The sequence below is a fragment of the Citrobacter sp. B72 genome (assembly GCF_016894305.1).
Lineage (GTDB): Bacteria > Pseudomonadota > Gammaproteobacteria > Enterobacterales > Enterobacteriaceae > Citrobacter > Citrobacter portucalensis.
Map to the genome: position 1 here is coordinate 1,101,140 of NZ_CP069801.1, position 20,824 is coordinate 1,121,963.

At 51.9% G+C, this 20,824-nt stretch carries 19 protein-coding genes and 5 tRNA genes; 16 read left to right on the plus strand and 8 right to left on the minus strand.

Annotated elements, in window-relative coordinates:
- Positions 1 to 12: 12 nt before the first annotated feature.
- Together srlE and srlA are read right to left on the minus strand one after the other, a co-directional pair.
- A complete protein-coding gene (gene srlE / locus JQN59_RS05190) occupies positions 13 to 984 on the minus strand; it encodes a PTS glucitol/sorbitol transporter subunit IIB (RefSeq protein WP_008785620.1) in 972 nt (323 codons plus the stop codon).
- Positions 981 to 1,544: a PTS glucitol/sorbitol transporter subunit IIC gene (gene srlA / locus JQN59_RS05195; RefSeq protein WP_003037339.1), complete on the minus strand. Its 564-nt coding sequence runs from the start codon at positions 1,542 to 1,544 to the stop codon at positions 981 to 983. The genes srlE and srlA overlap by 4 nt, the downstream gene beginning before the upstream one ends.
- A gap of 264 nt (positions 1,545 to 1,808) precedes the next feature.
- Here srlA and mltB point away from each other — a divergent pair, with 264 nt between their 5' ends.
- The 16 genes from mltB (at position 1,809) to JQN59_RS05275 (ending at position 14,846) form a co-directional block, all read left to right on the plus strand.
- Positions 1,809 to 2,888 (plus strand): lytic murein transglycosylase B, encoded by a 1,080-nt coding sequence (gene mltB / locus JQN59_RS05200; RefSeq protein WP_003037336.1) that lies wholly within the window; start codon positions 1,809 to 1,811, stop codon positions 2,886 to 2,888.
- A 191-nt stretch (positions 2,889 to 3,079) separates the two neighbouring features.
- Positions 3,080 to 3,577 (plus strand): nicotinamide-nucleotide amidase, encoded by a 498-nt coding sequence (pncC, locus tag JQN59_RS05205; RefSeq protein ID WP_048225249.1) that lies wholly within the window; start codon positions 3,080 to 3,082, stop codon positions 3,575 to 3,577.
- Positions 3,578 to 3,669: 92 nt separating this feature from the next.
- On the plus strand, positions 3,670 to 4,734 hold the full coding sequence (gene recA, locus JQN59_RS05210) for a recombinase RecA (RefSeq protein WP_003037330.1): 1,065 nt from the start codon (positions 3,670 to 3,672) through the stop codon (positions 4,732 to 4,734).
- An 86-nt stretch (positions 4,735 to 4,820) separates the two neighbouring features.
- Positions 4,821 to 5,321 (plus strand): recombination regulator RecX, encoded by a 501-nt coding sequence (gene recX, locus JQN59_RS05215; protein ID WP_048225248.1) that lies wholly within the window; start codon positions 4,821 to 4,823, stop codon positions 5,319 to 5,321.
- Positions 5,322 to 5,449: 128 nt separating this feature from the next.
- Entirely contained in the window at positions 5,450 to 8,077 is a 2,628-nt protein-coding gene (gene alaS, locus JQN59_RS05220; RefSeq protein ID WP_048215695.1) for an alanine--tRNA ligase, read from the plus strand.
- 238 nt (positions 8,078 to 8,315) lie between these two features.
- A complete protein-coding gene (gene csrA, locus JQN59_RS05225) occupies positions 8,316 to 8,501 on the plus strand; it encodes a carbon storage regulator CsrA (RefSeq protein ID WP_000906486.1) in 186 nt (61 codons plus the stop codon).
- Between the two features lie 336 nt (positions 8,502 to 8,837).
- Positions 8,838 to 8,930: transfer RNA gene (locus JQN59_RS05230), tRNA-Ser, on the plus strand.
- Between the two features lie 3 nt (positions 8,931 to 8,933).
- Positions 8,934 to 9,010 (plus strand) — tRNA-Arg (locus JQN59_RS05235).
- A 60-nt stretch (positions 9,011 to 9,070) separates the two neighbouring features.
- Positions 9,071 to 9,147: transfer RNA gene (locus JQN59_RS05240), tRNA-Arg, on the plus strand.
- A 191-nt stretch (positions 9,148 to 9,338) separates the two neighbouring features.
- Positions 9,339 to 9,415, plus strand: a tRNA-Arg gene (locus tag JQN59_RS05245).
- 171 nt (positions 9,416 to 9,586) lie between these two features.
- Positions 9,587 to 9,663 (plus strand) — tRNA-Arg (locus JQN59_RS05250).
- Positions 9,664 to 9,839: 176 nt separating this feature from the next.
- Positions 9,840 to 10,406 carry a fructose-1-phosphate/6-phosphogluconate phosphatase gene (yqaB, locus tag JQN59_RS05255; RefSeq protein ID WP_003825960.1) on the plus strand — a complete coding sequence of 189 codons (567 nt, stop codon included), beginning with the start codon at positions 9,840 to 9,842 and terminating at the stop codon, positions 10,404 to 10,406.
- Entirely contained in the window at positions 10,403 to 10,831 is a 429-nt protein-coding gene (locus JQN59_RS05260; protein WP_003825961.1) for a YqaA family protein, read from the plus strand. Before yqaB ends, JQN59_RS05260 begins: the two co-directional genes overlap by 4 nt.
- A gap of 77 nt (positions 10,832 to 10,908) precedes the next feature.
- A complete protein-coding gene (gene gshA / locus JQN59_RS05265) occupies positions 10,909 to 12,465 on the plus strand; it encodes a glutamate--cysteine ligase (RefSeq protein ID WP_032944711.1) in 1,557 nt (518 codons plus the stop codon).
- A 149-nt stretch (positions 12,466 to 12,614) separates the two neighbouring features.
- Positions 12,615 to 13,130, plus strand: coding sequence for an S-ribosylhomocysteine lyase (luxS, locus tag JQN59_RS05270; protein ID WP_003037312.1), 516 nt, complete (start codon positions 12,615 to 12,617; stop codon positions 13,128 to 13,130).
- A 345-nt stretch (positions 13,131 to 13,475) separates the two neighbouring features.
- Positions 13,476 to 14,846 carry a carbohydrate porin gene (locus JQN59_RS05275; protein WP_008785614.1) on the plus strand — a complete coding sequence of 457 codons (1,371 nt, stop codon included), beginning with the start codon at positions 13,476 to 13,478 and terminating at the stop codon, positions 14,844 to 14,846.
- Between the two features lie 48 nt (positions 14,847 to 14,894).
- Here JQN59_RS05275 and emrB read toward each other — a convergent pair whose 3' ends face one another.
- From emrB to JQN59_RS05305, 6 genes are all read right to left on the minus strand, one after another.
- Positions 14,895 to 16,433 carry a multidrug efflux MFS transporter permease subunit EmrB gene (gene emrB / locus JQN59_RS05280; protein WP_149608355.1) on the minus strand — a complete coding sequence of 513 codons (1,539 nt, stop codon included), beginning with the start codon at positions 16,431 to 16,433 and terminating at the stop codon, positions 14,895 to 14,897.
- 16 nt (positions 16,434 to 16,449) lie between these two features.
- Positions 16,450 to 17,622: a multidrug efflux MFS transporter periplasmic adaptor subunit EmrA gene (gene emrA, locus JQN59_RS05285; protein ID WP_003825968.1), complete on the minus strand. Its 1,173-nt coding sequence runs from the start codon at positions 17,620 to 17,622 to the stop codon at positions 16,450 to 16,452.
- Positions 17,623 to 17,751: 129 nt separating this feature from the next.
- Complete coding sequence (gene emrR / locus JQN59_RS05290) at positions 17,752 to 18,282, minus strand: multidrug efflux transporter EmrAB transcriptional repressor EmrR (protein WP_003037300.1); 531 nt, start codon at positions 18,280 to 18,282, stop codon at positions 17,752 to 17,754.
- Between the two features lie 90 nt (positions 18,283 to 18,372).
- A complete protein-coding gene (ygaH, locus tag JQN59_RS05295; protein WP_003825969.1) occupies positions 18,373 to 18,708 on the minus strand; it encodes an L-valine transporter subunit YgaH in 336 nt (111 codons plus the stop codon).
- Complete coding sequence (locus JQN59_RS05300) at positions 18,698 to 19,435, minus strand: AzlC family ABC transporter permease (RefSeq protein ID WP_149608356.1); 738 nt, start codon at positions 19,433 to 19,435, stop codon at positions 18,698 to 18,700. Before JQN59_RS05300 ends, ygaH begins: the two co-directional genes overlap by 11 nt.
- A gap of 122 nt (positions 19,436 to 19,557) precedes the next feature.
- Positions 19,558 to 20,742, minus strand: coding sequence for an MFS transporter (locus JQN59_RS05305; RefSeq protein WP_048225236.1), 1,185 nt, complete (start codon positions 20,740 to 20,742; stop codon positions 19,558 to 19,560).
- Positions 20,743 to 20,824: the final 82 nt, after the last annotated feature.

Here is a 20,824-nt window from a genome sequence, read left to right on the forward strand (position 1 = left end):
TTTGAGTGCCCCTTATTGGTAAATAAAGCCAGAAACAAACCAGGCGATGAGAACGGTAGGTGCGCCGGTCAGAAAACGGCTCACCAGTACGGATGGCACGCCGACGCGGACCGTGTCCTGACGTGCTTCGGCCAGCGACAATCCGACTGGAATAAAGTCACATGCAGCCTGGGCGTTAATGGCGAACAGGGCAGGTAGCGCCAGATGCGGAGGAATGTTCCCCAGACCAATCTGTACACCGATCAGCACGCCGATAACCTGGGCGATAACCGCACCGGGGCCGAGGAAAGGCGACAGCAGCGGGAAAGAGCAGATCAGCGCCAGAGTAACCAGTCCCAACGGATGGCTGGCCAGCGGCGCGAGTCCATGGGCAATCCAGTCTCCCAGACCCGAAGCCATAATGATGCCGATAAGTGCCGAGACGAACGCCATAAATGGCAGAATAGTTTTCAGGACGGTATCGATGGTGTCACGTCCGGACTGGAACAGAACCGCAACGGCTGAACCCATGCCCATTCCCACTTTTGCCAACAGGCCGTCGCTTTGTTCGGTAATCTTTTTACTGGTGTCGTAATCGCGACCGATAGTGCTGCTTGCAGGTTGCGGCGCAGCGGATGCCTCGCCGACAATCGTGATGTTTTCTTCTTTCACGCCAGAGACATAGATATCTTCGACAATGTACTGAGCCAGCGGGCCGGATTTACCCGTAGCGTGAATATTCACCGTCGGTATACGGCGTTTGGGATAGATCCCACAGCGCAGCGTGCCGCCGCAGTCGATGATCGCCACACCAATTTCGTTCTCCGGCGGCTCGCCTTCTTTGAAGCCATCAACTGCCTGCCAACCGGTCAGGCTTGCTATCCTGTCGACTATTGCGGGGCGAGTTCCGGCGGTGATATAGACAATTTTCTTGCCCGGAATGGCATCCAGTTCAAGGGGGCCACCCCAGCCACCGGTGCCTTTTTCAATACGAATACGTGTCATGATGTTGCTCCCGCCAGATGCACCTTCTGCTCAAGTTGAATGCCCATTTTTTTCTCGAAGATAGTGGTGGTGAAATCGGTCACCCAGCCGCGGAAGAAGTTAGTCACCAAACCGACCAACAGGTAGCTCACCGCCAGTGGGCCAAGCGGAAGCCCCAGCGTGGTCAGGCCGCTGGCGATCCCCAGATAGACAAACAGTTCGCCGGGGTTGATGTGCGGGAATAAGCCGTTCATGGAATGGCAACTGTAAGAGGCGGCGGCGTAGTAGCTGGGCTTGTATTTTTCTGGCATAAAGCGACCCAGACTCAGCGTCATCGGGTTACAAAATACAAATGTGCCGATGCACGGCAGTAGCAAATAGCGGGACAGTGGATTTCCGGCGCAGCGCTGAGCAAAACGTTCAATACGTTGCTGGCCGATAAAGTTAATCAGCGCATTCATGATGACCAGCAGGCTAATCAGCAGGGGAAGAATACCGGTCACCATACCGGTAAACACTTCTCCGCCTTTCTGGAACAGCCCGATAAACCACTCAGCACCGAGTGTGATGGTGTCGATCATTATTCTCTCCTGTAGGGATTTTAGTTATCTTGCCAAACGGTGGTTAATTTTAATCAGATCGAAAGATATAAAAGTGTTATTTTGATCTCAAAATGAAAGATAAATATTTTAATTTGAAAGTTATTGCGTGAAAGCTCGCAAATGTGAAGGTCAGAGATGAAAGGGGATGTAAATTCTGTGAAGGAGAGCGACTACCGCTTCCTTGTATGGCGGAGGATGCTTTACCATACTTCTCCCAGGCTGAATTTGTTTAATGGATGTCTCATGTTCAAGCGTCGTTATGTAGCGTTACTCCCCCTTTTCGTACTGCTCGCTGCCTGTAGCAGCAAACCTAAACCTTCAGAGACTCAAACGACTACGGGTGCGCCATCCGGCGGCTTCCTGCTTGAGCCACAGCACAACGTCATGCAAACGGGCGGTGATTTTGCCAATAATCCGAACGCGCAGCAGTTCATCGAAAAAATGGTCAACAAGCACGGCTTTGACCGCCAGCAGTTGCAGGAGATCCTATCGCAGGCCAAGCGTCTGGACTCGGTATTGCGTTTGATGGACCGCCAGGCACCGACGACTCAACCGCCAGCCGGTCCTAACGGCGCATGGCTGCGCTACCGCAAACAGTTCATCACGCCTGACAACGTGCAAAATGGTGTGGCCTTCTGGAATCAATATGAAGATGCGCTGAACCGCGCGTGGCAGGTCTATGGTGTTCCGCCGGAAATTATCGTTGGCATTATCGGCGTTGAAACGCGTTGGGGTCGCGTGATGGGTAAAACGCGGATTCTGGATGCGCTGGCGACGCTGTCGTTTAACTATCCTCGTCGTGCGGAATACTTCTCTGGTGAACTGGAAACCTTCCTGCTGATGGCGCGAGATGAAAGCGACGATCCGCTCGATTTGAAAGGTTCTTTTGCCGGCGCGATGGGCTACGGCCAGTTTATGCCGTCTTCCTATAAGCAATATGCCGTTGATTTTAATGGTGATGGCCACATTAACCTGTGGGATCCGGTTGATGCCATCGGTAGCGTGGCGAATTACTTCAAGGGCCACGGCTGGGTGAAAGGCGATACGGTCGCGGTGCCGGCAAATGGTCAGGCACCAGGGCTGGCGAACGGCTTTAAAACCCAGTACAGCATTTCTCAGCTTGCTGCCGCGGGTCTGACGCCACAGCAGTCGTTGGGTAATCATCAGCAGGCCAGCCTGCTGCGCCTGGATATTGGTACCGGCTATCAGTACTGGTATGGACTGCCGAACTTCTACACCATCACCCGCTACAACCACAGTACCCACTACGCGATGGCCGTGTGGCAGTTGGGTCAGGCGGTCGCGCTGGCCCGCGTACAGTAATCGCTCCACCGGCCTACAGGAAGAAATCTCTTGTAGGCCGGATAAGATGCCCTGACATCGTCATCCGGCAGGTCTTATTTATGCAACGGAGCAATTTTTGGAATCCCCCTCGTAAAACGTTCTCTCCATCCCCACATTGGTTATGAAAGTGCTATCTTGTCCGGCATATTTTTTAACTGACAGAGGCTGAAATGACCGACAGTGAACTGATGCAGTTAAGTGAGCAGGTTGGCCTGGCGCTGAAAGCGCGTGGGGCGACCGTTACGACGGCGGAGTCCTGCACCGGCGGCTGGGTGGCCAAAGCGATTACGGATATTGCCGGAAGCTCCGCCTGGTTTGAACGCGGGTTTGTGACCTACAGCAACGAAGCCAAAGCACAAATGATTGGCGTGCGCGAAGAGACGCTGGCCCAGCATGGGGCGGTGAGCGAGCCTGTGGTGGTGGAGATGGCGATTGGCGCGCTAAAAGCTGCCCGCGCGCATTTCGCAGTCTCGATCAGCGGTATTGCCGGGCCGGATGGCGGCAGTGAAGAAAAGCCCGTGGGTACCGTATGGTTCGCCTTTGCCAGCGCGAGCGGCGAGGGGATTACGCGTCGGGAATGCTTCAGCGGCGATCGCGACGCGGTACGTCGACAGGCGACCGTCTACGCGTTACAAACCCTGTGGCAACAATTTCTACAAAATACTTGATACTGTATGAGCATACAGTATAATTGCCTCAACAGAACATTATCTATCACGTTTCGCGGTTTAACCCGAAAGCGGCATGACAGGAGTAATTAATGGCTATCGACGAAAACAAACAGAAAGCGTTGGCTGCAGCGCTGGGTCAGATCGAAAAGCAATTCGGTAAAGGCTCCATCATGCGCCTGGGTGAAGACCGTTCCATGGATGTGGAAACTATCTCCACCGGTTCGCTTTCTCTGGATATCGCATTGGGCGCGGGCGGTTTGCCAATGGGCCGTATCGTCGAAATCTACGGGCCTGAATCCTCCGGTAAAACAACGCTGACCCTGCAGGTTATTGCCGCTGCGCAGCGTGAAGGTAAAACCTGTGCATTTATCGATGCGGAACACGCGCTGGATCCGGTCTATGCCCGTAAGCTTGGTGTTGATATCGACAACCTGCTGTGTTCTCAGCCGGATACCGGTGAACAAGCGCTGGAAATCTGTGATGCGCTGGCGCGCTCCGGTGCGGTTGACGTTATCGTTGTCGACTCCGTTGCCGCATTGACGCCGAAGGCAGAAATCGAAGGCGAGATTGGCGACTCTCACATGGGCCTTGCGGCGCGTATGATGAGCCAGGCAATGCGTAAGCTGGCCGGTAACCTGAAGCAGTCCAACACGCTGCTGATTTTCATCAACCAGATCCGTATGAAGATTGGCGTTATGTTTGGTAACCCGGAAACCACCACCGGTGGTAACGCCCTGAAATTCTATGCGTCTGTTCGTCTGGACATCCGTCGTATTGGCGCGGTGAAAGAAGGCGACAACGTGGTTGGCAGCGAAACCCGCGTTAAGGTTGTGAAAAACAAAATTGCAGCGCCGTTCAAACAGGCTGAATTCCAGATCCTTTACGGTGAAGGCATCAACTTCTACGGCGAACTGGTTGACCTGGGCGTGAAAGAGAAGCTGATTGAAAAAGCCGGTGCATGGTACAGCTACAACGGTGAGAAAATCGGTCAGGGTAAAGCGAATGCGACCAACTGGCTGAAAGAAAACCCGGCAACTGCGAAAGAAATTGAGAAGAAATTGCGTGAGTTACTGCTCAATAACCAGGATTCAACGCCTGATTTCTCCGTTGATGACAGCGGCGAAGACGTAAAAGAAACGAACGAAGATTTCTGATAATCTGTTTTGAATCGCATGTTGTGAATCACATATAGTAAAGGGCTGCATATCATGCAGCCCTTTTTCATTTCTGAAGGCTTACTATGACAGAAGCAACTTCCCGCCGTTCTGCTTATTCCCGACTGCTTGACCGCGCCGTACGCATTCTGGCGATGCGCGACCACAGCGAGCAGGAACTGCGGCGTAAGCTGGCCGCTCCGGTGATGGGGAAAAATGGACCAGAAGAAATTGATGCCACGCCGGAGGATTACGACAAGGTCATCGCCTGGTGTATTGAAAGTCGTTATCTGGATGATGATCGTTTCGTGCAGCAGTTTATCGCCAGCCGTAGCCGCAAAGGTTATGGACCAGCCCGAGTGCGCCAGGAATTAAACCAAAAAGGGATCGCGCGTGAAGCTATCGAGCGGGCCATGCGTGAGTGCGAAATTGACTGGGCAGTGCTTGCACGCGAGCAGGCCATTCGGAAGTACGGTGAACCTTTACCTGTCGATTTTTCAGATAAAGTAAAGGTCCAGCGTTTTTTGCTCTATCGCGGCTATCTGATGGAAGATATTCAGGCAATATGGCGAAATTTTGACGATTGACCGCATACGGGATTTTACTTCCCAGTAAAGAAAACTTATCTTATTCCCACTTTTCGATTGCCAGAGGCGCAGTTTGCGTGCCGATGCTGGTAATGACATTTCGTTAGCTTGATTTCTTCAGGATAATTATGAGCAAGAGCACCGCTGAGATCCGTCAGGCGTTTCTCGATTTTTTCCATAGTAAAGGACACCAGGTAGTTGCCAGCAGCTCCCTGGTACCGAACAATGACCCTACTTTGTTGTTTACCAACGCCGGGATGAACCAGTTCAAGGATGTTTTCCTTGGCCTCGACAAGCGTAATTATTCCCGCGCAACCACCTCGCAGCGTTGTGTACGTGCGGGCGGTAAGCACAATGACCTGGAAAACGTCGGTTACACTGCACGTCACCACACTTTCTTCGAAATGCTGGGCAACTTCAGCTTCGGCGATTACTTCAAACACGACGCTATTCAATACGCATGGGAACTGCTGACCGGTGAAAACTGGTTTGCTCTGCCAAAAGAGCGTCTGTGGGTAACCGTCTATGAAACTGACGATGAAGCCTATGAAATCTGGGAAAAAGAAGTCGGTATTCCGCGCGAACGTATCATCCGTATCGGTGATAACAAAGGCGCGGCTTATGCTTCAGACAACTTCTGGCAGATGGGTGATACCGGTCCTTGCGGTCCATGCACCGAAATTTTCTACGACCACGGCGACCATATCTGGGGTGGACCTCCGGGAAGCGCAGAAGAAGATGGCGATCGCTACATTGAGATCTGGAACATCGTCTTCATGCAGTTCAACCGTCAGGCTGACGGCACCATGGAACCGCTGCCGAAACCGTCCGTGGATACCGGTATGGGTCTGGAGCGTATTGCGGCCGTGCTGCAACACGTTAACTCCAACTATGAAATCGACCTGTTCCGCTCATTGATCGAATCCGTGGCGAAAGTCACTGGCGCAACCGATCTGAGCAACAAGTCTCTGCGCGTTATCGCCGACCATATCCGTTCCTGTGCATTCCTGATTGCCGATGGCGTTGTGCCGTCGAATGAAAACCGTGGCTATGTGCTGCGCCGTATCATTCGTCGCGCGGTACGTCATGGCAACATGCTGGGCGCGAAGGATACCTTCTTCTACAAGCTGGTTGGTCCGTTGGTAGACGTGATGGGCTCTGCAGGTGAAGAACTGAAGCGTCAGCAGGCTATGGTTGAACAGGTTCTGAAAACCGAAGAAGAGCAGTTTGCGCGTACTCTGGAGCGTGGTCTGGCGCTGCTGGACGAAGAACTGGCAAAACTGTCTGGCGATACGCTGGATGGCGAAACCGCATTCCGTCTGTATGACACCTACGGTTTCCCGGTTGATCTGACGGCAGACGTTTGCCGCGAGCGTAACATTAAGGTTGACGAAGCAGGCTTTGAAGCTGCAATGGAAGAACAGCGCCGTCGTGCGCGTGAAGCCAGCGGCTTCGGCGCAGACTACAATGCGATGATTCGCGTTGATGGCGCCTCTGAATTTAAAGGCTACGAGCACCTGGAACTGAACGGCAAAGTGACCGCGCTGTTTGTTGATGGTAAAGCGGTAGACGCAATTAACGCAGGTCAGGAAGCCGTTGTCGTACTGGATCAGACGCCGTTCTATGCGGAATCTGGTGGTCAGGTTGGCGACAAGGGTGAACTGAAAGGCGCAGGCTTCGCGTTTGCCGTTAGCGACACGCAGAAATATGGCCAGGCCATTGGTCACATCGGCAAGCTGTCTGCGGGTTCTCTGAAAATTGGTGATGCGGTACAGGCTGATGTGGATGAAGCCCGTCGTGCGCGTATTCGTTTGAACCACTCCGCAACGCATCTGATGCACGCGGCGCTGCGCCAGGTTCTGGGCACGCATGTGGCACAGAAAGGTTCGTTGGTTAACGATAAACTGCTGCGCTTCGACTTCTCTCATACCGAAGCAATGAAGCCTGCTGAAATCCGTGCCGTTGAAGATCTGGTGAACGCGCAAATCCGTCGCAACTTGCCGATTGAAACGAACATCATGGATCTCGAAGCGGCAAAAGCCAAAGGCGCAATGGCACTGTTTGGCGAGAAATATGACGACCATGTGCGCGTTCTGAGCATGGGGGATTTCTCTACCGAGTTGTGTGGCGGTACTCACGCCAGCCGTACGGGTGATATCGGTCTGTTCCGCATTGTGTCCGAGTCAGGTACTGCGGCAGGCGTTCGTCGTATTGAAGCCGTAACCGGTGAAGGTGCTATCCAAACCGTGCATGCTGAGAGCGATCGCTTAAGCGATATTGCGCAGCTGCTGAAAGGCGATAGCCAGAATATCGGTGACAAAGTTCGTTCCGTGCTGGAGCGTACACGTCAACTGGAAAAAGAATTGCAGCAATTGAAGGAACAGGCTGCGGCGCAGGAGAGTGCAAATCTTTCCAGCAAAGCGGTTGATATCAACGGCGTGAAGCTGCTGGTCAGCGAACTCGCGGACGTTGAGCCGAAAATGTTGCGTACCATGGTTGATGATCTGAAAAATCAACTGGGGTCTACCGTTATCGTTCTGGCAACGGTAGTGGAAGGTAAGGTTTCTCTGATTGCGGGTGTGTCTAAGGACGTGACAGATCGCGTGAAAGCAGGGGAACTGGTTGGAATGGTCGCTCAGCAGGTCGGCGGTAAGGGTGGCGGTCGTCCGGACATGGCGCAAGCCGGTGGTACGGATGCAGCGGCTCTGCCTGCAGCGTTAGCCAGTGTGAAAGGCTGGGTCAGCGCAAAACTGTAATAATTATAAGCGTAAGTCGACGCTGCGGACTTCAATCCGCAGCGTTTGTATCAACGCTATCGACAACGATAAAGTCAGGTTGAAGTTGTGTATATCGGCTAAACTTAGGTTTAACAGAATGTGATGCCGTGACTGCTTACACTTAGGTGTTTGTCATCGCTTACTTTTTGGCGTTATATGATGGATAATGCCGGGATACAGAGAGACCCGACTCTTTTAATCTTTCAAGGAGCAAAGAATGCTGATTCTGACTCGTCGAGTTGGTGAGACCCTCATGATAGGCGATGAGGTCACCGTGACAGTTTTAGGGGTGAAGGGCAACCAGGTACGCATTGGCGTAAACGCCCCGAAAGAAGTTTCTGTCCATCGTGAAGAGATCTACCAGCGTATCCAGGCTGAAAAATCCCAGCAGTCCAGTTACTAAGGTTTTCGCGTCTCACCTTTCTGGTGAGGCGCAACCTGATTGAGTTACTCTTTTTCTTCTCTTTTCTTCTTCGTCTTCCCCATTTTTTCGATTCCACTGCGCGTAATGCCTTTTCCTGCGAAGTTTCCGTTTGTTCACTCCTTCAGGAAATTGCCAATTTATCTGTTGATAAAACACTCTTTTTGCCGTTTTTGCAGACTAATTGCGCGTGAAATGTGCAAACGATAAAAGCTCTGGAAAAATTGTTTGACTTATAAGTCCCAGAAAGTAATATGTGCGCCACGCAGCGACGATGAGCAGAAACAAGTTCTTCGAAGCACTCGCAAGAGGCGTGTTGGTGAGGTGGCCGAGAGGCTGAAGGCGCTCCCCTGCTAAGGGAGTATGCGGTCAAAAGCTGCATCCGGGGTTCGAATCCCCGCCTCACCGCCATTTGCATCCGTAGCTCAGCTGGATAGAGTACTCGGCTACGAACCGAGCGGTCGGAGGTTCGAATCCTCCCGGATGCACCATATTACTTGATAGCGCTTTAGCAGCGACATCAAATCTGCAGTAAAGTAAGTTTCCCTGATGCATCCGTAGCTCAGCTGGATAGAGTACTCGGCTACGAACCGAGCGGTCGGAGGTTCGAATCCTCCCGGATGCACCATCTTCTCCGAGGCAACAGCAAACTGTTGTTTCATGGTCTGCGAGATAATCGCGAGCACCAGGGAGGATAACGTTGCTTTAGTAACGGCCCGCAGGGCGAGGCGCAGCCGAGTAATCCTCCCGGATGCACCATCTCTTACTTGATATCGCTTATCACGATATCAATATCGGCAGTAAAGCAAGTTTTCCGATGCATCCGTAGCTCAGCTGGATAGAGTACTCGGCTACGAACCGAGCGGTCGGAGGTTCGAATCCTCCCGGATGCACCATATTCTCCGAGACAACAGCAAAACTGTTGTTTTATGGTCTGCGAGATAATCGCAAGCACCAGGGAGGATAACGTTGCTTCAGCAACGGCCCGCAGGGCGAGGCGCAGCCGAGTAATCTTCCCGGATGCACCATCTTCTTCGCAGTATCAGTAGTAATCAGCAATTCCCAATGCATCCGTAGCTCAGCTGGATAGAGTACTCGGCTACGAACCGAGCGGTCGGAGGTTCGAATCCTCCCGGATGCACCATCTTCTCCTGAATAATAGCGAAACTGTTGTTTCACGGTCTGCGAGATAATCGGCAGCACCATCTCCCCCTCAAATCATTTCCACATACTCTCTGAACACCCCTCAATTCGCTGTCAGCGACAAAATCAATCAATTACGATAAAATAACGTCTGGTCACTCGGCTTGTGAGAAGACGATGTACGAACGTTATGCGGGTTTGATTTTTGATATGGATGGTACCATCCTGGATACCGAGCCTACGCATCGTAAGGCGTGGCATGAGGTATTGGGGCATTATGGACTACGGTTTGATGAACATGCCATGGTCGCTCTCAATGGTTCCCCAACGTGGCGTATTGCGCAGTCGGTAATTGAATTGAACCATGCCGATCTTGATCCTCATGCACTGGCACGTGAAAAAACTGACAAGGTGAGAAGCATGCTGCTGGATAGCGTCCAGCCTTTGCCGTTGGTTGATGTTGTGAAAGCCTGGCATGGTCGTCGTCCTATGTCGGTAGGTACGGGTAGTGAAAGCGCAATTGCAGAAGCGCTGCTCGCTCACCTTGGTCTGCGTCGCTATTTTGATGCTGTAGTCGCAGCCGATCACGTACAACACCATAAACCGGCTCCTGATACGTTTTTGCTTTGTGCCGAACGTATGGGGGTTGTTCCGGCTCGTTGCGTCGTGTTTGAAGATGCCGATTTTGGAATACAGGCGGCGCATGCCGCGGGAATGGATGCCGTGGATGTCCGGTTATTGTGAGTGATGGACTGTCGCTCCTGTCACTGTTTGCCAGCAGTTTTCTCAGTGCCACGCTATTACCCGGCAATTCTGAAGTTGTTCTGGTTGCTTTGTTGGTTTCCGGGGTCAGTCATCCCTGGGTCTTAGTCTTAACAGCAACAATGGGTAATAGCCTTGGAGGGTTAACTAACGTTATCCTTGGGCGTTTCTTTCCATTGCGTAAAACATCGCGCTGGCAAGAAAAAGCCACAGGCTGGTTGCGGCGCTATGGCGCTGTCACACTATTATTAAGCTGGATGCCGGTTGTGGGGGATTTGCTGTGCCTGTTAGCCGGGTGGATGCGCATCTCGTGGGGCCCAGTTCTCTTTTTCTTATGCCTTGGCAAGGCGCTGCGCTATGTTGTTGTCGCAGCGGTTACGACACAAGGCATTATGTGGTGGCACTAATTGTGTTGTGGGATAGCCTTCAGGGTAACCAATACCATTATGCTAATTAAAACGATTTTGACAGGCGGGAGGTCAATTTGATCCCGGACGTATCACAGGCGCTGGCCTGGCTGGAAAACCATCCTCAGGCGTTAAAGGGGATTCAACGTGGTCTGGAGCGCGAAACGCTGCGTGTTAATGCAGATGGGTCATTAGCAACGACAGGCCATCCTGAGGTGTTAGGCTCAGCGCTAACGCATAAGTGGATAACCACTGACTTTGCCGAAGCATTGCTGGAGTTCATTACTCCTCCCGGTGACGACATTGAGAAAATGCTCACGTTCATGCGCGACTTACATCGTTATACCGCCAGAAACCTTGGCGACGAGCGTATGTGGCCGTTGAGCATGCCTTGCTATATTGCCGAAGGTCAGGATATCGAACTGGCACAGTATGGTACGTCGAATACCGGTCGCCTGAAGACGCTGTACCGTGAAGGCCTCAAAAACCGTTACGGCGCGTTGATGCAGACAATCTCGGGCGTACACTACAATTTCTCGCTGCCTATGGCTTTCTGGCAGGCGAAATGCGGTGTAACCGAAGGTGAGGATGCAAAAGAGAAGATCTCCGCGGGCTACTTCCGTCTGATCCGCAACTACTACCGTTTTGGTTGGGTGATCCCGTATTTGTTTGGTGCCTCTCCGGCCATTTGTTCCTCATTCCTGCAAGGAAAACCGACAACTCTGCCGTTTGAAAAAACCGACTGTGGGATGTATTACCTGCCGTACGCAACGTCGCTGCGTCTGAGTGATTTGGGCTATACCAATAAGTCGCAAAGCAATCTCGGAATTACGTTTAACGATTTGCATGAGTATGTGGCAGGATTAAAGCGCGCGATTAAGACGCCTTCCGAGGAGTACGCGGCGATCGGTCTGGAGAAAGACGGTAAGCGTCTGCAAATCAACAGCAACGTTCTGCAGATTGAAAATGAGCTGTATGCGCCTATTCGCCCGAAACGCGTCACTCGTCGTGGTGAAACGCCATCAGATGCGCTTCTGCGTGGTGGTATCGAGTACATCGAAGTACGCTCGCTGGATATCAACCCGTTCTCGCCTATCGGCGTGGACGAGCAGCAGGTGCGTTTCCTCGATCTGTTTATGGTCTGGTGTGCGCTGGCTGATGCCCCGGAAATGAGCAGCGATGAATTGCTGTGTACGCGTAAAAACTGGAATCGCGTGATTCTCGAAGGGCGTAAGCCTGGGCTGACGTTAGGTATTGGCTGTGAAACAGCCCAGTTCCCGCTGCCGAAGGTTGGGAAAGATTTGTTCCGCGATCTGAAACGCGTGGCACAAACGCTGGACAGCATCGATGGGGGAGAGGAGTATCAGAAGGTCTGTGATGAACTGGTTGCCTGTTTTGACAATCCTGAACTGACTTTCTCTGCCCGGATCCTACGGTCTATGATTGATGAAGGCATTGGCGGCACGGGCAAAGCGTTGGGTGAGGCTTACCGAAATCTGCTGCGTGAAGAGCCGTTAGAAATAGTGCAGGAAGCTGAATTTATTGCTGAAACCGAGGCTTCAAAGCGTCGTCAGCAGGAGATCGAAGCGGCTGATACTGAGCCGTTTAGCGTGTGGCTGGAAAAGCACGCTTGATACAAAAGAAAAAGGCCACTCGGGAGTGGCCAAAATTTCATCTCTGAAAACAGGGATGATGATAACAAATGCGCGTCTTTCATATACTCAGACTCGCCCCGGAACAAAGAGTTCAGATTATTTTTAAAAAATTTATCGGAGGTGGCTAAATGCCGTTGTTAGATAGTTTTACTGTCGATCACACCCGGATGGAAGCTCCCGCGGTCCGGGTTGCAAAAACGATGAACACCCCGCATGGCGACGCAATCACCGTGTTTGATCTGCGTTTCTGCATTCCGAACAAAGAAGTGATGCCTGAGAAAGGTATTCATACGCTGGAACACCTGTTTGCAGGTTTTATGCGTAACCACCTTAACGGTAACGGCGTTGAGATTATTGATATCTCTCCGATGGGATGCCGTACCGGCTTCTACATGAGCCTGATTGGTACGCCGGACGAACAGCGTGTAGCCGACGCGTGGAAAGCGGCAATGGCGGACGTGCTGAAAGTACAGGATCAGAACCAGATCCCGGAGCTGAACGTTTACCAGTGCGGTACGTATCAGATGCACTCTCTTAGCGAAGCACAGGATATCGCGCGTCATATTCTGGAGCGTGATGTACGCGTGAACAGCAATGAAGAGCTGGCGCTACCGAAAGAGAAACTGCAGGAACTGCATATTTAGTCTTATTGATTAGCTGTTCCAGTATTTAAATTAACCCCGGTTTATGTCCGGGGTTTTTTATTGCTTAATATAATGTGCGTTTATTATATTTGCGGCGAGAATATATTTTAATTTAAATGATGCCTGACCTGTTAAATAATAAAATGTGATCTGGCAAGCAGAAAGAGGTGGATAATTAACGATGCCAGAGTGTATTGATCACATAAACTAAAAAACATAAATAATTAATAGAAAAACATAATGGAATACGCCAGATATCCGGGTAATAACAAGACTCTTTTAATAGCCGGTAGATAGGGTTTTTATCAAATCTTATCTGGTATACATTAAACTTTAGGGATGAAAATGAAGGCTAAATATTTGGCGCTGATGATCGGTGCTTGCTTTTCTCATAACCTTTGGGCAGCAAATAATATCACTATTGAGCAGCGTCTGGCTGAACTGGAGCAACGTGTTGTTAATGCCGAAAAACGGGCATCCGATGCCGAGGCACAAATTCGCTCACTGAAGCAGCAGCAGGTCGCCGCTACGCCGACGGTGAATGTCCAGTCTGCCGAGCCGATTGCAGCAGGTGAAACTCCGCCTAAGCTGACATTATCCGGCTTCAGCGATATTAAGTTCTATGGCGATGTCGAATTTAATATGGATGCGGCAAGCCGTTCCGGTAGCCTGACATCGACGAGAACGTCAGCGAATAAAGATTGGGCACCAGGAACCAATGAACGCTGGGATATTAACGGACGCCTGTTGCTGGGCTTTGATGGCTACCAGCGGCGGGACAACGGTAATTTTGCAGGGTTCTCGGTACAGCCTCTGGCGGACCTGACCGGAAAAATGAACCTCGATGATGCCGTTTTCTTCTTTGGTCGTGAGAATGACTGGAAAATTAAGGTTGGTCGTTTTGAAGCCTACGATATGTTCCCGCTGAATCAGGATACGTTTGTTGAATATTCGGGGAATACAGCGAACGATCTCTACAGTGACGGTTACGGCTATATCTATATGATGAAAGAAGGACGGGGACGTAGCGACAGCGGGGGTAACTTCCTGCTGAGCAAAACCATCGACAACTGGTATTTCGAAGTTAACACATTGCTGGAAAATGGCAGTACGTTATATACCGAGAAGCAGTACCACGGAATGGATTTAACCAACGATAAAAACGTGGCTTACGTCCGTCCGGTTATCGCCTGGCAAAATGGGCGTTTTTCAACGGCGATAGCGATGGAAAGTAACGTCGTTAACAACGCCTACGGTTATTACCAAAATGGGACGTGGATCGATCAGTCAGATCGTACGGGCTATGGTTTTACCATGACCTGGAATGGTCAAAAAACGGACCCGGAAGATGGCGCAGTGATTAACCTGAATACCGCCTATATGGATGCGACCGATGAGACAGATTTTACCGCTGGGGTGAATGCGTTGTGGCATCGATTTGAACTGGGTTATATCTATGCGCATAACAAAATCGAAGCTTTCAATGCTACCAATATCGATGCCGTTTGTGAGGACGATTGCTGGATCACCGATCCCGGCAATTATGACATTCACACTATTCATGCCTCATATTTATTCCCCAATGTGATGGATATGAAAAACTTTAACATCTACCTCGGTGCCTATGCTTCATGGGTAGAGGCCAATCCGAATAATGGTGATAACAGCGAAGATGCGCGTTACGGCGGGCGTCTGAGATTCAAATATTACTTCTGATTGTAGGTCTAATAAAAAAGGGATCCGCAGATCCCTTTTATCAGATAGTTAGTGTGCGCCACCGCCGCCGCCGCCCGCACCGAAGGGCGGTTTGGCGAACCACACCAGGCCAAGCAGGACCAGGAAGATCCCCGCCGATATCCAGAAGATTTCGTTAGCGGAAATAATCAGCCCCTGATTGGTGATCTGCTGAGCTATCCAACCTGAAGCCTGCTGGTGCGTCATCCCTAAATCTTGCAGCTTATCGTACATAGCCTGTGCATTTGGGTTGTAGGGGTTAACAGATTCCGTTAGCTGAGCATGGTGCAGCGACTCTCGATTTGTCCACATTGTCGTCGTAATCGATGTGCCAATGGAACCTGCCAGCGTTCGCGTAAAGTTCGACAAGCTGGATGCCGCCGCCAGACGCTCTGGTGGTAAGCCGGACAGCGTAATGGTGGTTAGCGGCATAAAGAAGCAGGCTACCGCGAACCCCTGAATAAACTGCGGCCAGGCCGATGCGCCAAAGTCCATACCCGGCTCGAACGTCCACGCACGCCAGTAGAAACAGACGGCGTACATAATAAAACTGAACGTTACCAGCCGACGCATATCCAGCTTGTGCGCGAAGCGGCCGATAATTGGAGACAGGATCACCGGAATCACCCCAACCGGCGCTGACGCCAGACCAGCCCAGGTTGCTGTATAGCCGTATACCTCCTGCAACAGCTGCGGCAGCAGGACGATTGCGCCGAAGTAAAGCATATAGGCCAGGCTGATACACAGGCAGCCGATGGTAAAGTTGCGCGACTTAAACAGCGAGAGATCGACAATGGGGTGCTCGTCGGTAAGCTCCCAGACGATCAGGAAGCTGATAGCAACCACGGCAACCACAGTCAGGATGATAATCTCCTGCGAGGCGAACCAGTCCAGCTCTTTGCCGCGGTCGAGCATAATCTGCAAACTGCCGATACCGATGACCAGCAGTGCCAGACCAATGGCGTCAATGCGCCGCTGCTCGGTTTTGGTTTCCCGACCGCGCAGGGTTTGCAGTGTCATCAATACCACCACAGCCCCGATTGGTACGTTGATAAAAAATATCCAGCCCCAGTGATAGTTGTCGCTGATATAGCCCCCAAGAATAGGACCACATATCGGGGCAACAATCACCGTCATCGACCATAGCGCGAGGGCGATGGAACGCTTGGCGGGTGGATAGTTATTCAGCAACAGGCTCTGTGACAGCGGAATTAATGGACCGGCGACAATACCCTGGATTACGCGGAAGAAAATCAGCATGTTCAGGCTGGTGGACATCCCGCATGCCCATGACGCAATGACGAAGGCGATAGTTGACCACATAAAGAGTCTTACTTCGCCAAAGCGTTTTGCCAGCCAGCCAGTGATCGGAATAGAGATAGCGTTCGCCACCCCGAATGAGGTGATCACCCAGGTCCCCTGGCTCAGTGAAGAGCCGAGGTTCCCGGCGATAGTGGGGATCGCCACGTTAGCAATGGTGGAGTCCAGCACCTGCATGAATGTCGCCAGGGACAGCGCGATCGTCATAATGACGAGCTGCGCGCCTTCCAGCGGTTTTTGCTGTTGCATCACACGCACCTTTGAATTAACCCGCGTTGGCCCGCACGATCTCTTCGATCATCTTATTGACCGGAGCAAGGTTGATTTCACGTGCATTACTTTCTGATACCGGCGTGGTGCGAACCTGGCTTGCCAGAATTTGTCCGTCACGATTTGAGGTATCTACCGTAACCAGCGTAGACAAACCAATACGTAATGGATGCTGTGCCAGTTGCTGCGCATCCAGTTCGATACGTACCGGCAGACGCTGGACGACTTTGATCCAGTTGCCGGTTGCGTTTTGCGCCGGCAGCAGGGAGAAGGCGCTGCCCGTACCCATATCGAGACCGACAACTTTACCGGTATATTTTACGTCATCGCCGTAAATATCGCTGATAACGGTCGCCGGTTGGCCGATACGCATGTGTGCGAGCTGTGTTTCTTTGAAGTTGGCATCTACCCACAGGTTAGTGGCCGGAACAACCGCCATCAGCGGCGTGGTTGGGCTAATTTGCGCACCAGGCTGTACGGCGCGACGGGATACATAACCGGTCATTGGGCTGACAATTCTGGTACGTTCCAGCGCCAGCCAGGCATTGCGCACTTCGGTGGCAGCCTGTTGCACAGCGGGCTGATCTTCCAGCTTGCTACCCAGAATCATCGCCTGGTTAGCATTATATTGTTGGATCGCGACATCAAGCTGGGCCTGAGCGCTGGCGACGGCATCACGAGCGTGTTGCAGCTCTTCGCGGCCAATCAGGTTGGCATTGCCCAGCGGAACTCGGCGATTAAAGTCGCTTTGTGCCTGCGCCAGTGCGGTTTTCTGCACTTCAATACTTGCCTGTAACTGCTTGCTGTTGATCATCAACTGGTGCGTCTGACGCACGCTGGAAGCCAGCGCAGTTTTGGCTTTTTCAAATGCCTGCTTTGCGTCTGTCTGGTCGAGGGTGACCAGCACATCGCCTTGTTTTACAAAGTCAGTGTTATCAGCCCAGACTTTCGTCACGCTGCCTGATACCTGAGCCATGATTTGAACCTGGTTCCCTGCCACGTACGCATCGTCTGTCTCTTCGACATGACGAAGTACTAAAAACCAATAAATCCCATATGCCACGGCAATGATAATAAAGAGCAAGGTCAGAAGGAGTAGCATACTTTTACGTTTGCCATTCTTCTTGACCGGTTGCTGCGGGGTTTGAGTCTCCGCATTTGCGCTCATGTTGTTCTCCACGATCTTATTTTTTTCACATCGGCTGAGCCGACCTGTTTATCAGACAGGCCAGCAGTATGCGTGCTGGCCTGTCGGTTTTTTCATTTATAAATCTGGATTTCTGAGCGAGTCAGCGCGTTAGCGCAGCGCTTCTAACACCGCGCCATCCTGCTCCATCTGATCAAGACGGGTCAGAAGTTTACGGGTAATTTGCTCAAGCTGATCTTTTTCGGTGGTGCTAAGAGACGACCAGAGCTGATGCAGGCAGTTATGCTGAGGCGGTAACACCTCTTGCAAAAAAGCATGGCCTTTCTCGGTCAATTGCAGATGCAGACAGCGGCGATCGTTATCGCTTTCACGACGTTCGATCCAGCCACGTTTTTCTAACTCATCCGCAATGCGGGTAGCGTTAGTGCGTGACGAGCCAAGCGCGCAACTCAGTTCAGAAGGCTGAATACTGTGGTTTTCCTGAGACTCCAGCGTAATCAACGCCATAAACAATGTCTCGTTAATCCCTTGAGCTTTCAGCATCTTATTGCGGTTTTCCAGCAACTTACCCTGCATGTGCATACAGAGGCGAGTCAGAAGCACTTCCTGATAAGGGAACTCTTCGTAGCGGCTGGCGCGAAATTTTAGCATTTGTTCAATGGGCGTAAACGAACTATCCATTTGGGTATAACCTCATTAATTTCAGCCGATATAGTAACGACAGTGACAAATAAAGTAAATGTATTATTTCTTTAAAATGATTGTTTTTATCTATAAGCCAACAAGCATTTTCCAGGCTAATCCATAGCCCAGAGCACTCAGTAACGTTGGAATGATGATGCTGCGGGTCTTATAGAAGCTTGCGCCCAGTATGACAAACCCCACCAGCGTAGGCACGAACCGACGAGCGTCGTGCATAACTTCTGGTGCGGTAGACACCACCAGCAGGGCGCAAATAGATGCAATGCCAATAGTGTCGAGTAGTATGCCCGTCGCGCCGCGCTTCGTCGGGCGAACATTGCCTACCCCAAGACGGAGCGGCAAATAACGAAAACAGTAATTAACGCAGCCGACCAACAGGCCAAGTAGCAGAACCTCATAGCTCATCAGGACCTCCCTGCCAAAATGACTGGATGAGCGCCGTCAGGCATCCGCAGACAATACCTGCAAGGATAGCGGCAGGTATGGAAAACAGCATGACGCCAGCCAGCGCCCCGGCCAGGGAGGCAGTCACGCAGAGCGCTTGTTTACGTTGGAATGACGCGAGCAGGAAGCTCATAAACAGCGCCGGGAGCATGAAGCCCAGTGCCGCTTCAACCGCCGGGTAATCCTTGAGTAAACCACTACCGGAAAATGCGCCGATCACCGTACCAAACACCCAGGAGGCCCAGGAACACAGTGCGATGCCGATCATCCAGTTTTCACTCCAGCGTCGATTATCCCGGACCAGTTTTGCCGTTGCGGCGGCAAAGACTTCATCGGTAAGGCCAAAAGCCCACAGCGCGCTTTTGGGTTTACTCAGTCGCTGGGCTATTCGGCTGCGCAGGGAAGGGCCGTACAAAACATGGCGGACATCCATGGCCATGACGGTAAGGGCGGCGACCCACAGCGAACTGCCCGCAGCGAGCATGGTGGTAATGACAAACTGGCTGGCTCCCGCATAGATAACGCAGGAGAAAAAGACGCTTTCAACCGGCGTAAAGCCAAGGCGAGTGGCATTGAGACCAAATGCAAAAGCGACCGGAATATAGCTGATGACTATTGGCAGGCTGTCTTTGAATCCTTCCGTTAACGTTGCCGAACAGGATTCAGACTGGGGTACAGGGCTTTCCATAGGGTTATAGGTTTCATTACCGAAATTAATATAACTTGGTTCAATGAGTTATAACCTTAGCAGACTGATGGGCTCCTTAACACCCTGTGGAGCCCAATCAGCGGTAAACATGCGCTATACGCTTAATTTACGGCTTCCTGACGGTGAAAACCTCGCCACCAGACCACCAGGTTGAGTACGGCAACGGTCGTACCCGCCAGACAAACGCCAGCCCACCCGGCATGCTGCCAGGCAGAGGCTGAAATTAGCGAACCTGCCGCTCCGCCAATAAAATAGCTGGTCATGTATCCGGCGGTCAGGCGATTACGCGCATCCGGATGAATGCGATAGATAACCGTCTGGTTGGTGATATGTACTCCCTGAACGGTGAGGTCCAACACCAGAATACCGATAATCAGCATGGGGACTGAAGCGTGCCCAAACCAAATAGCAAGCCAGGAGAGCAGCAGTAATAGCAGCCCCATGGTTGTGGTCAGGTGGGATTTACCTTTATCGGCAAAACCGCCCGCCGGACGTGCGCCTAATGCCCCTGCGGCACCCGCCAGACCGAACAGACCAATCATTCCTTCCGAATAGTTAAACGGCGGCGCGGCGAGCAAAAACGCCATCGAGGTCCACAGAATACTGAAATTGGCAAAAGTCAGGCAGCCCAGCATCGCGCGGGTACGCAGCAATTTATCGTGAATAAACAGGCTGAATACCGAGCCTAATAGCTGAGGATAGTTAAGATGAGTATCGGATTTCATCTTCGGCAGGCCGCGCCACAGCGCAACCGACATCAGCGCCATTAATACTGATGCGACCCAAAATACGGTGCGCCAGCCGCCAAGATTCGCCAGTAATCCCGCCACGGTGCGCGCCAGCAGAATACCCAGCAGCAGGCCGCTCATAATCGTGCCGACAACCTTCCCGCGCTTGTCCGGTGTGGCAAGCGTTGCCGCCAGCGGAACCAAAATCTGTGCCACTACCGAGAACAGTCCGGTCAGGGCAGTACCGAGAATCAGCATACCCAGCGACTGGCTGCTGGCGGTGATCAGCATGCCGCCAGCCGCGAGCAATGTCATGGAGACAATCAGCATCCGACGTTCAAACATATCGCCAAGCGGCACTAAGAACAGCAGGCCGGCAGCGTAGCCGAGTTGGGCCGCAGTGACGATAAACCCTGCGGTACTGGCAGATAGCGAAAAGTTGCGCGCGATGGTGTCGAGCAGCGGTTGCGCGTAATAGTTACTGGCGACGGCAAGGCCGGTGGCGATAGACATTAACAGGATCAGCGAAGGGCTAAGTCCCTGAGTGGTTTTCGTCATGGTTTTCAACTGAATAATGGGTTGCAGAAAACAATCATAACGGAAGTGATTAACTGTTGCTGATTTGTTGAGTGATGGATTG

Excerpts from the sequence above, each read along its gene's own strand:
- srlA (WP_003037339.1), bottom strand. The coding sequence starts at position 1,544 with ATGATCGACACCATCACACTCGGTGCTGAGTGGTTTATCGGGCTGTTC.
- emrB (WP_149608355.1), bottom strand. The coding sequence starts at position 16,433 with ATGCAACAGCAAAAACCGCTGGAAGGCGCGCAGCTCGTCATTATGACG.
- ygaH (WP_003825969.1), bottom strand. The coding sequence starts at position 18,708 with ATGAGCTATGAGGTTCTGCTACTTGGCCTGTTGGTCGGCTGCGTTAAT.
- JQN59_RS05300 (WP_149608356.1), bottom strand. The coding sequence starts at position 19,435 with ATGGAAAGCCCTGTACCCCAGTCTGAATCCTGTTCGGCAACGTTAACG.
- alaS (WP_048215695.1), top strand. The coding sequence starts at position 5,450 with ATGAGCAAGAGCACCGCTGAGATCCGTCAGGCGTTTCTCGATTTTTTC.
- mltB (WP_003037336.1), top strand. The coding sequence starts at position 1,809 with ATGTTCAAGCGTCGTTATGTAGCGTTACTCCCCCTTTTCGTACTGCTC.
- luxS (WP_003037312.1), top strand. The coding sequence starts at position 12,615 with ATGCCGTTGTTAGATAGTTTTACTGTCGATCACACCCGGATGGAAGCT.
- emrR (WP_003037300.1), bottom strand. The coding sequence starts at position 18,282 with ATGGATAGTTCGTTTACGCCCATTGAACAAATGCTAAAATTTCGCGCC.
- JQN59_RS05305 (WP_048225236.1), bottom strand. The coding sequence starts at position 20,742 with ATGACGAAAACCACTCAGGGACTTAGCCCTTCGCTGATCCTGTTAATG.
- recX (WP_048225248.1), top strand. The coding sequence starts at position 4,821 with ATGACAGAAGCAACTTCCCGCCGTTCTGCTTATTCCCGACTGCTTGAC.
- emrA (WP_003825968.1), bottom strand. The coding sequence starts at position 17,622 with ATGAGCGCAAATGCGGAGACTCAAACCCCGCAGCAACCGGTCAAGAAG.
- pncC (WP_048225249.1), top strand. The coding sequence starts at position 3,080 with ATGACCGACAGTGAACTGATGCAGTTAAGTGAGCAGGTTGGCCTGGCG.
- recA (WP_003037330.1), top strand. The coding sequence starts at position 3,670 with ATGGCTATCGACGAAAACAAACAGAAAGCGTTGGCTGCAGCGCTGGGT.
- csrA (WP_000906486.1), top strand. The coding sequence starts at position 8,316 with ATGCTGATTCTGACTCGTCGAGTTGGTGAGACCCTCATGATAGGCGAT.
- yqaB (WP_003825960.1), top strand. The coding sequence starts at position 9,840 with ATGTACGAACGTTATGCGGGTTTGATTTTTGATATGGATGGTACCATC.
- JQN59_RS05275 (WP_008785614.1), top strand. The coding sequence starts at position 13,476 with ATGAAGGCTAAATATTTGGCGCTGATGATCGGTGCTTGCTTTTCTCAT.
- srlE (WP_008785620.1), bottom strand. The coding sequence starts at position 984 with ATGACACGTATTCGTATTGAAAAAGGCACCGGTGGCTGGGGTGGCCCC.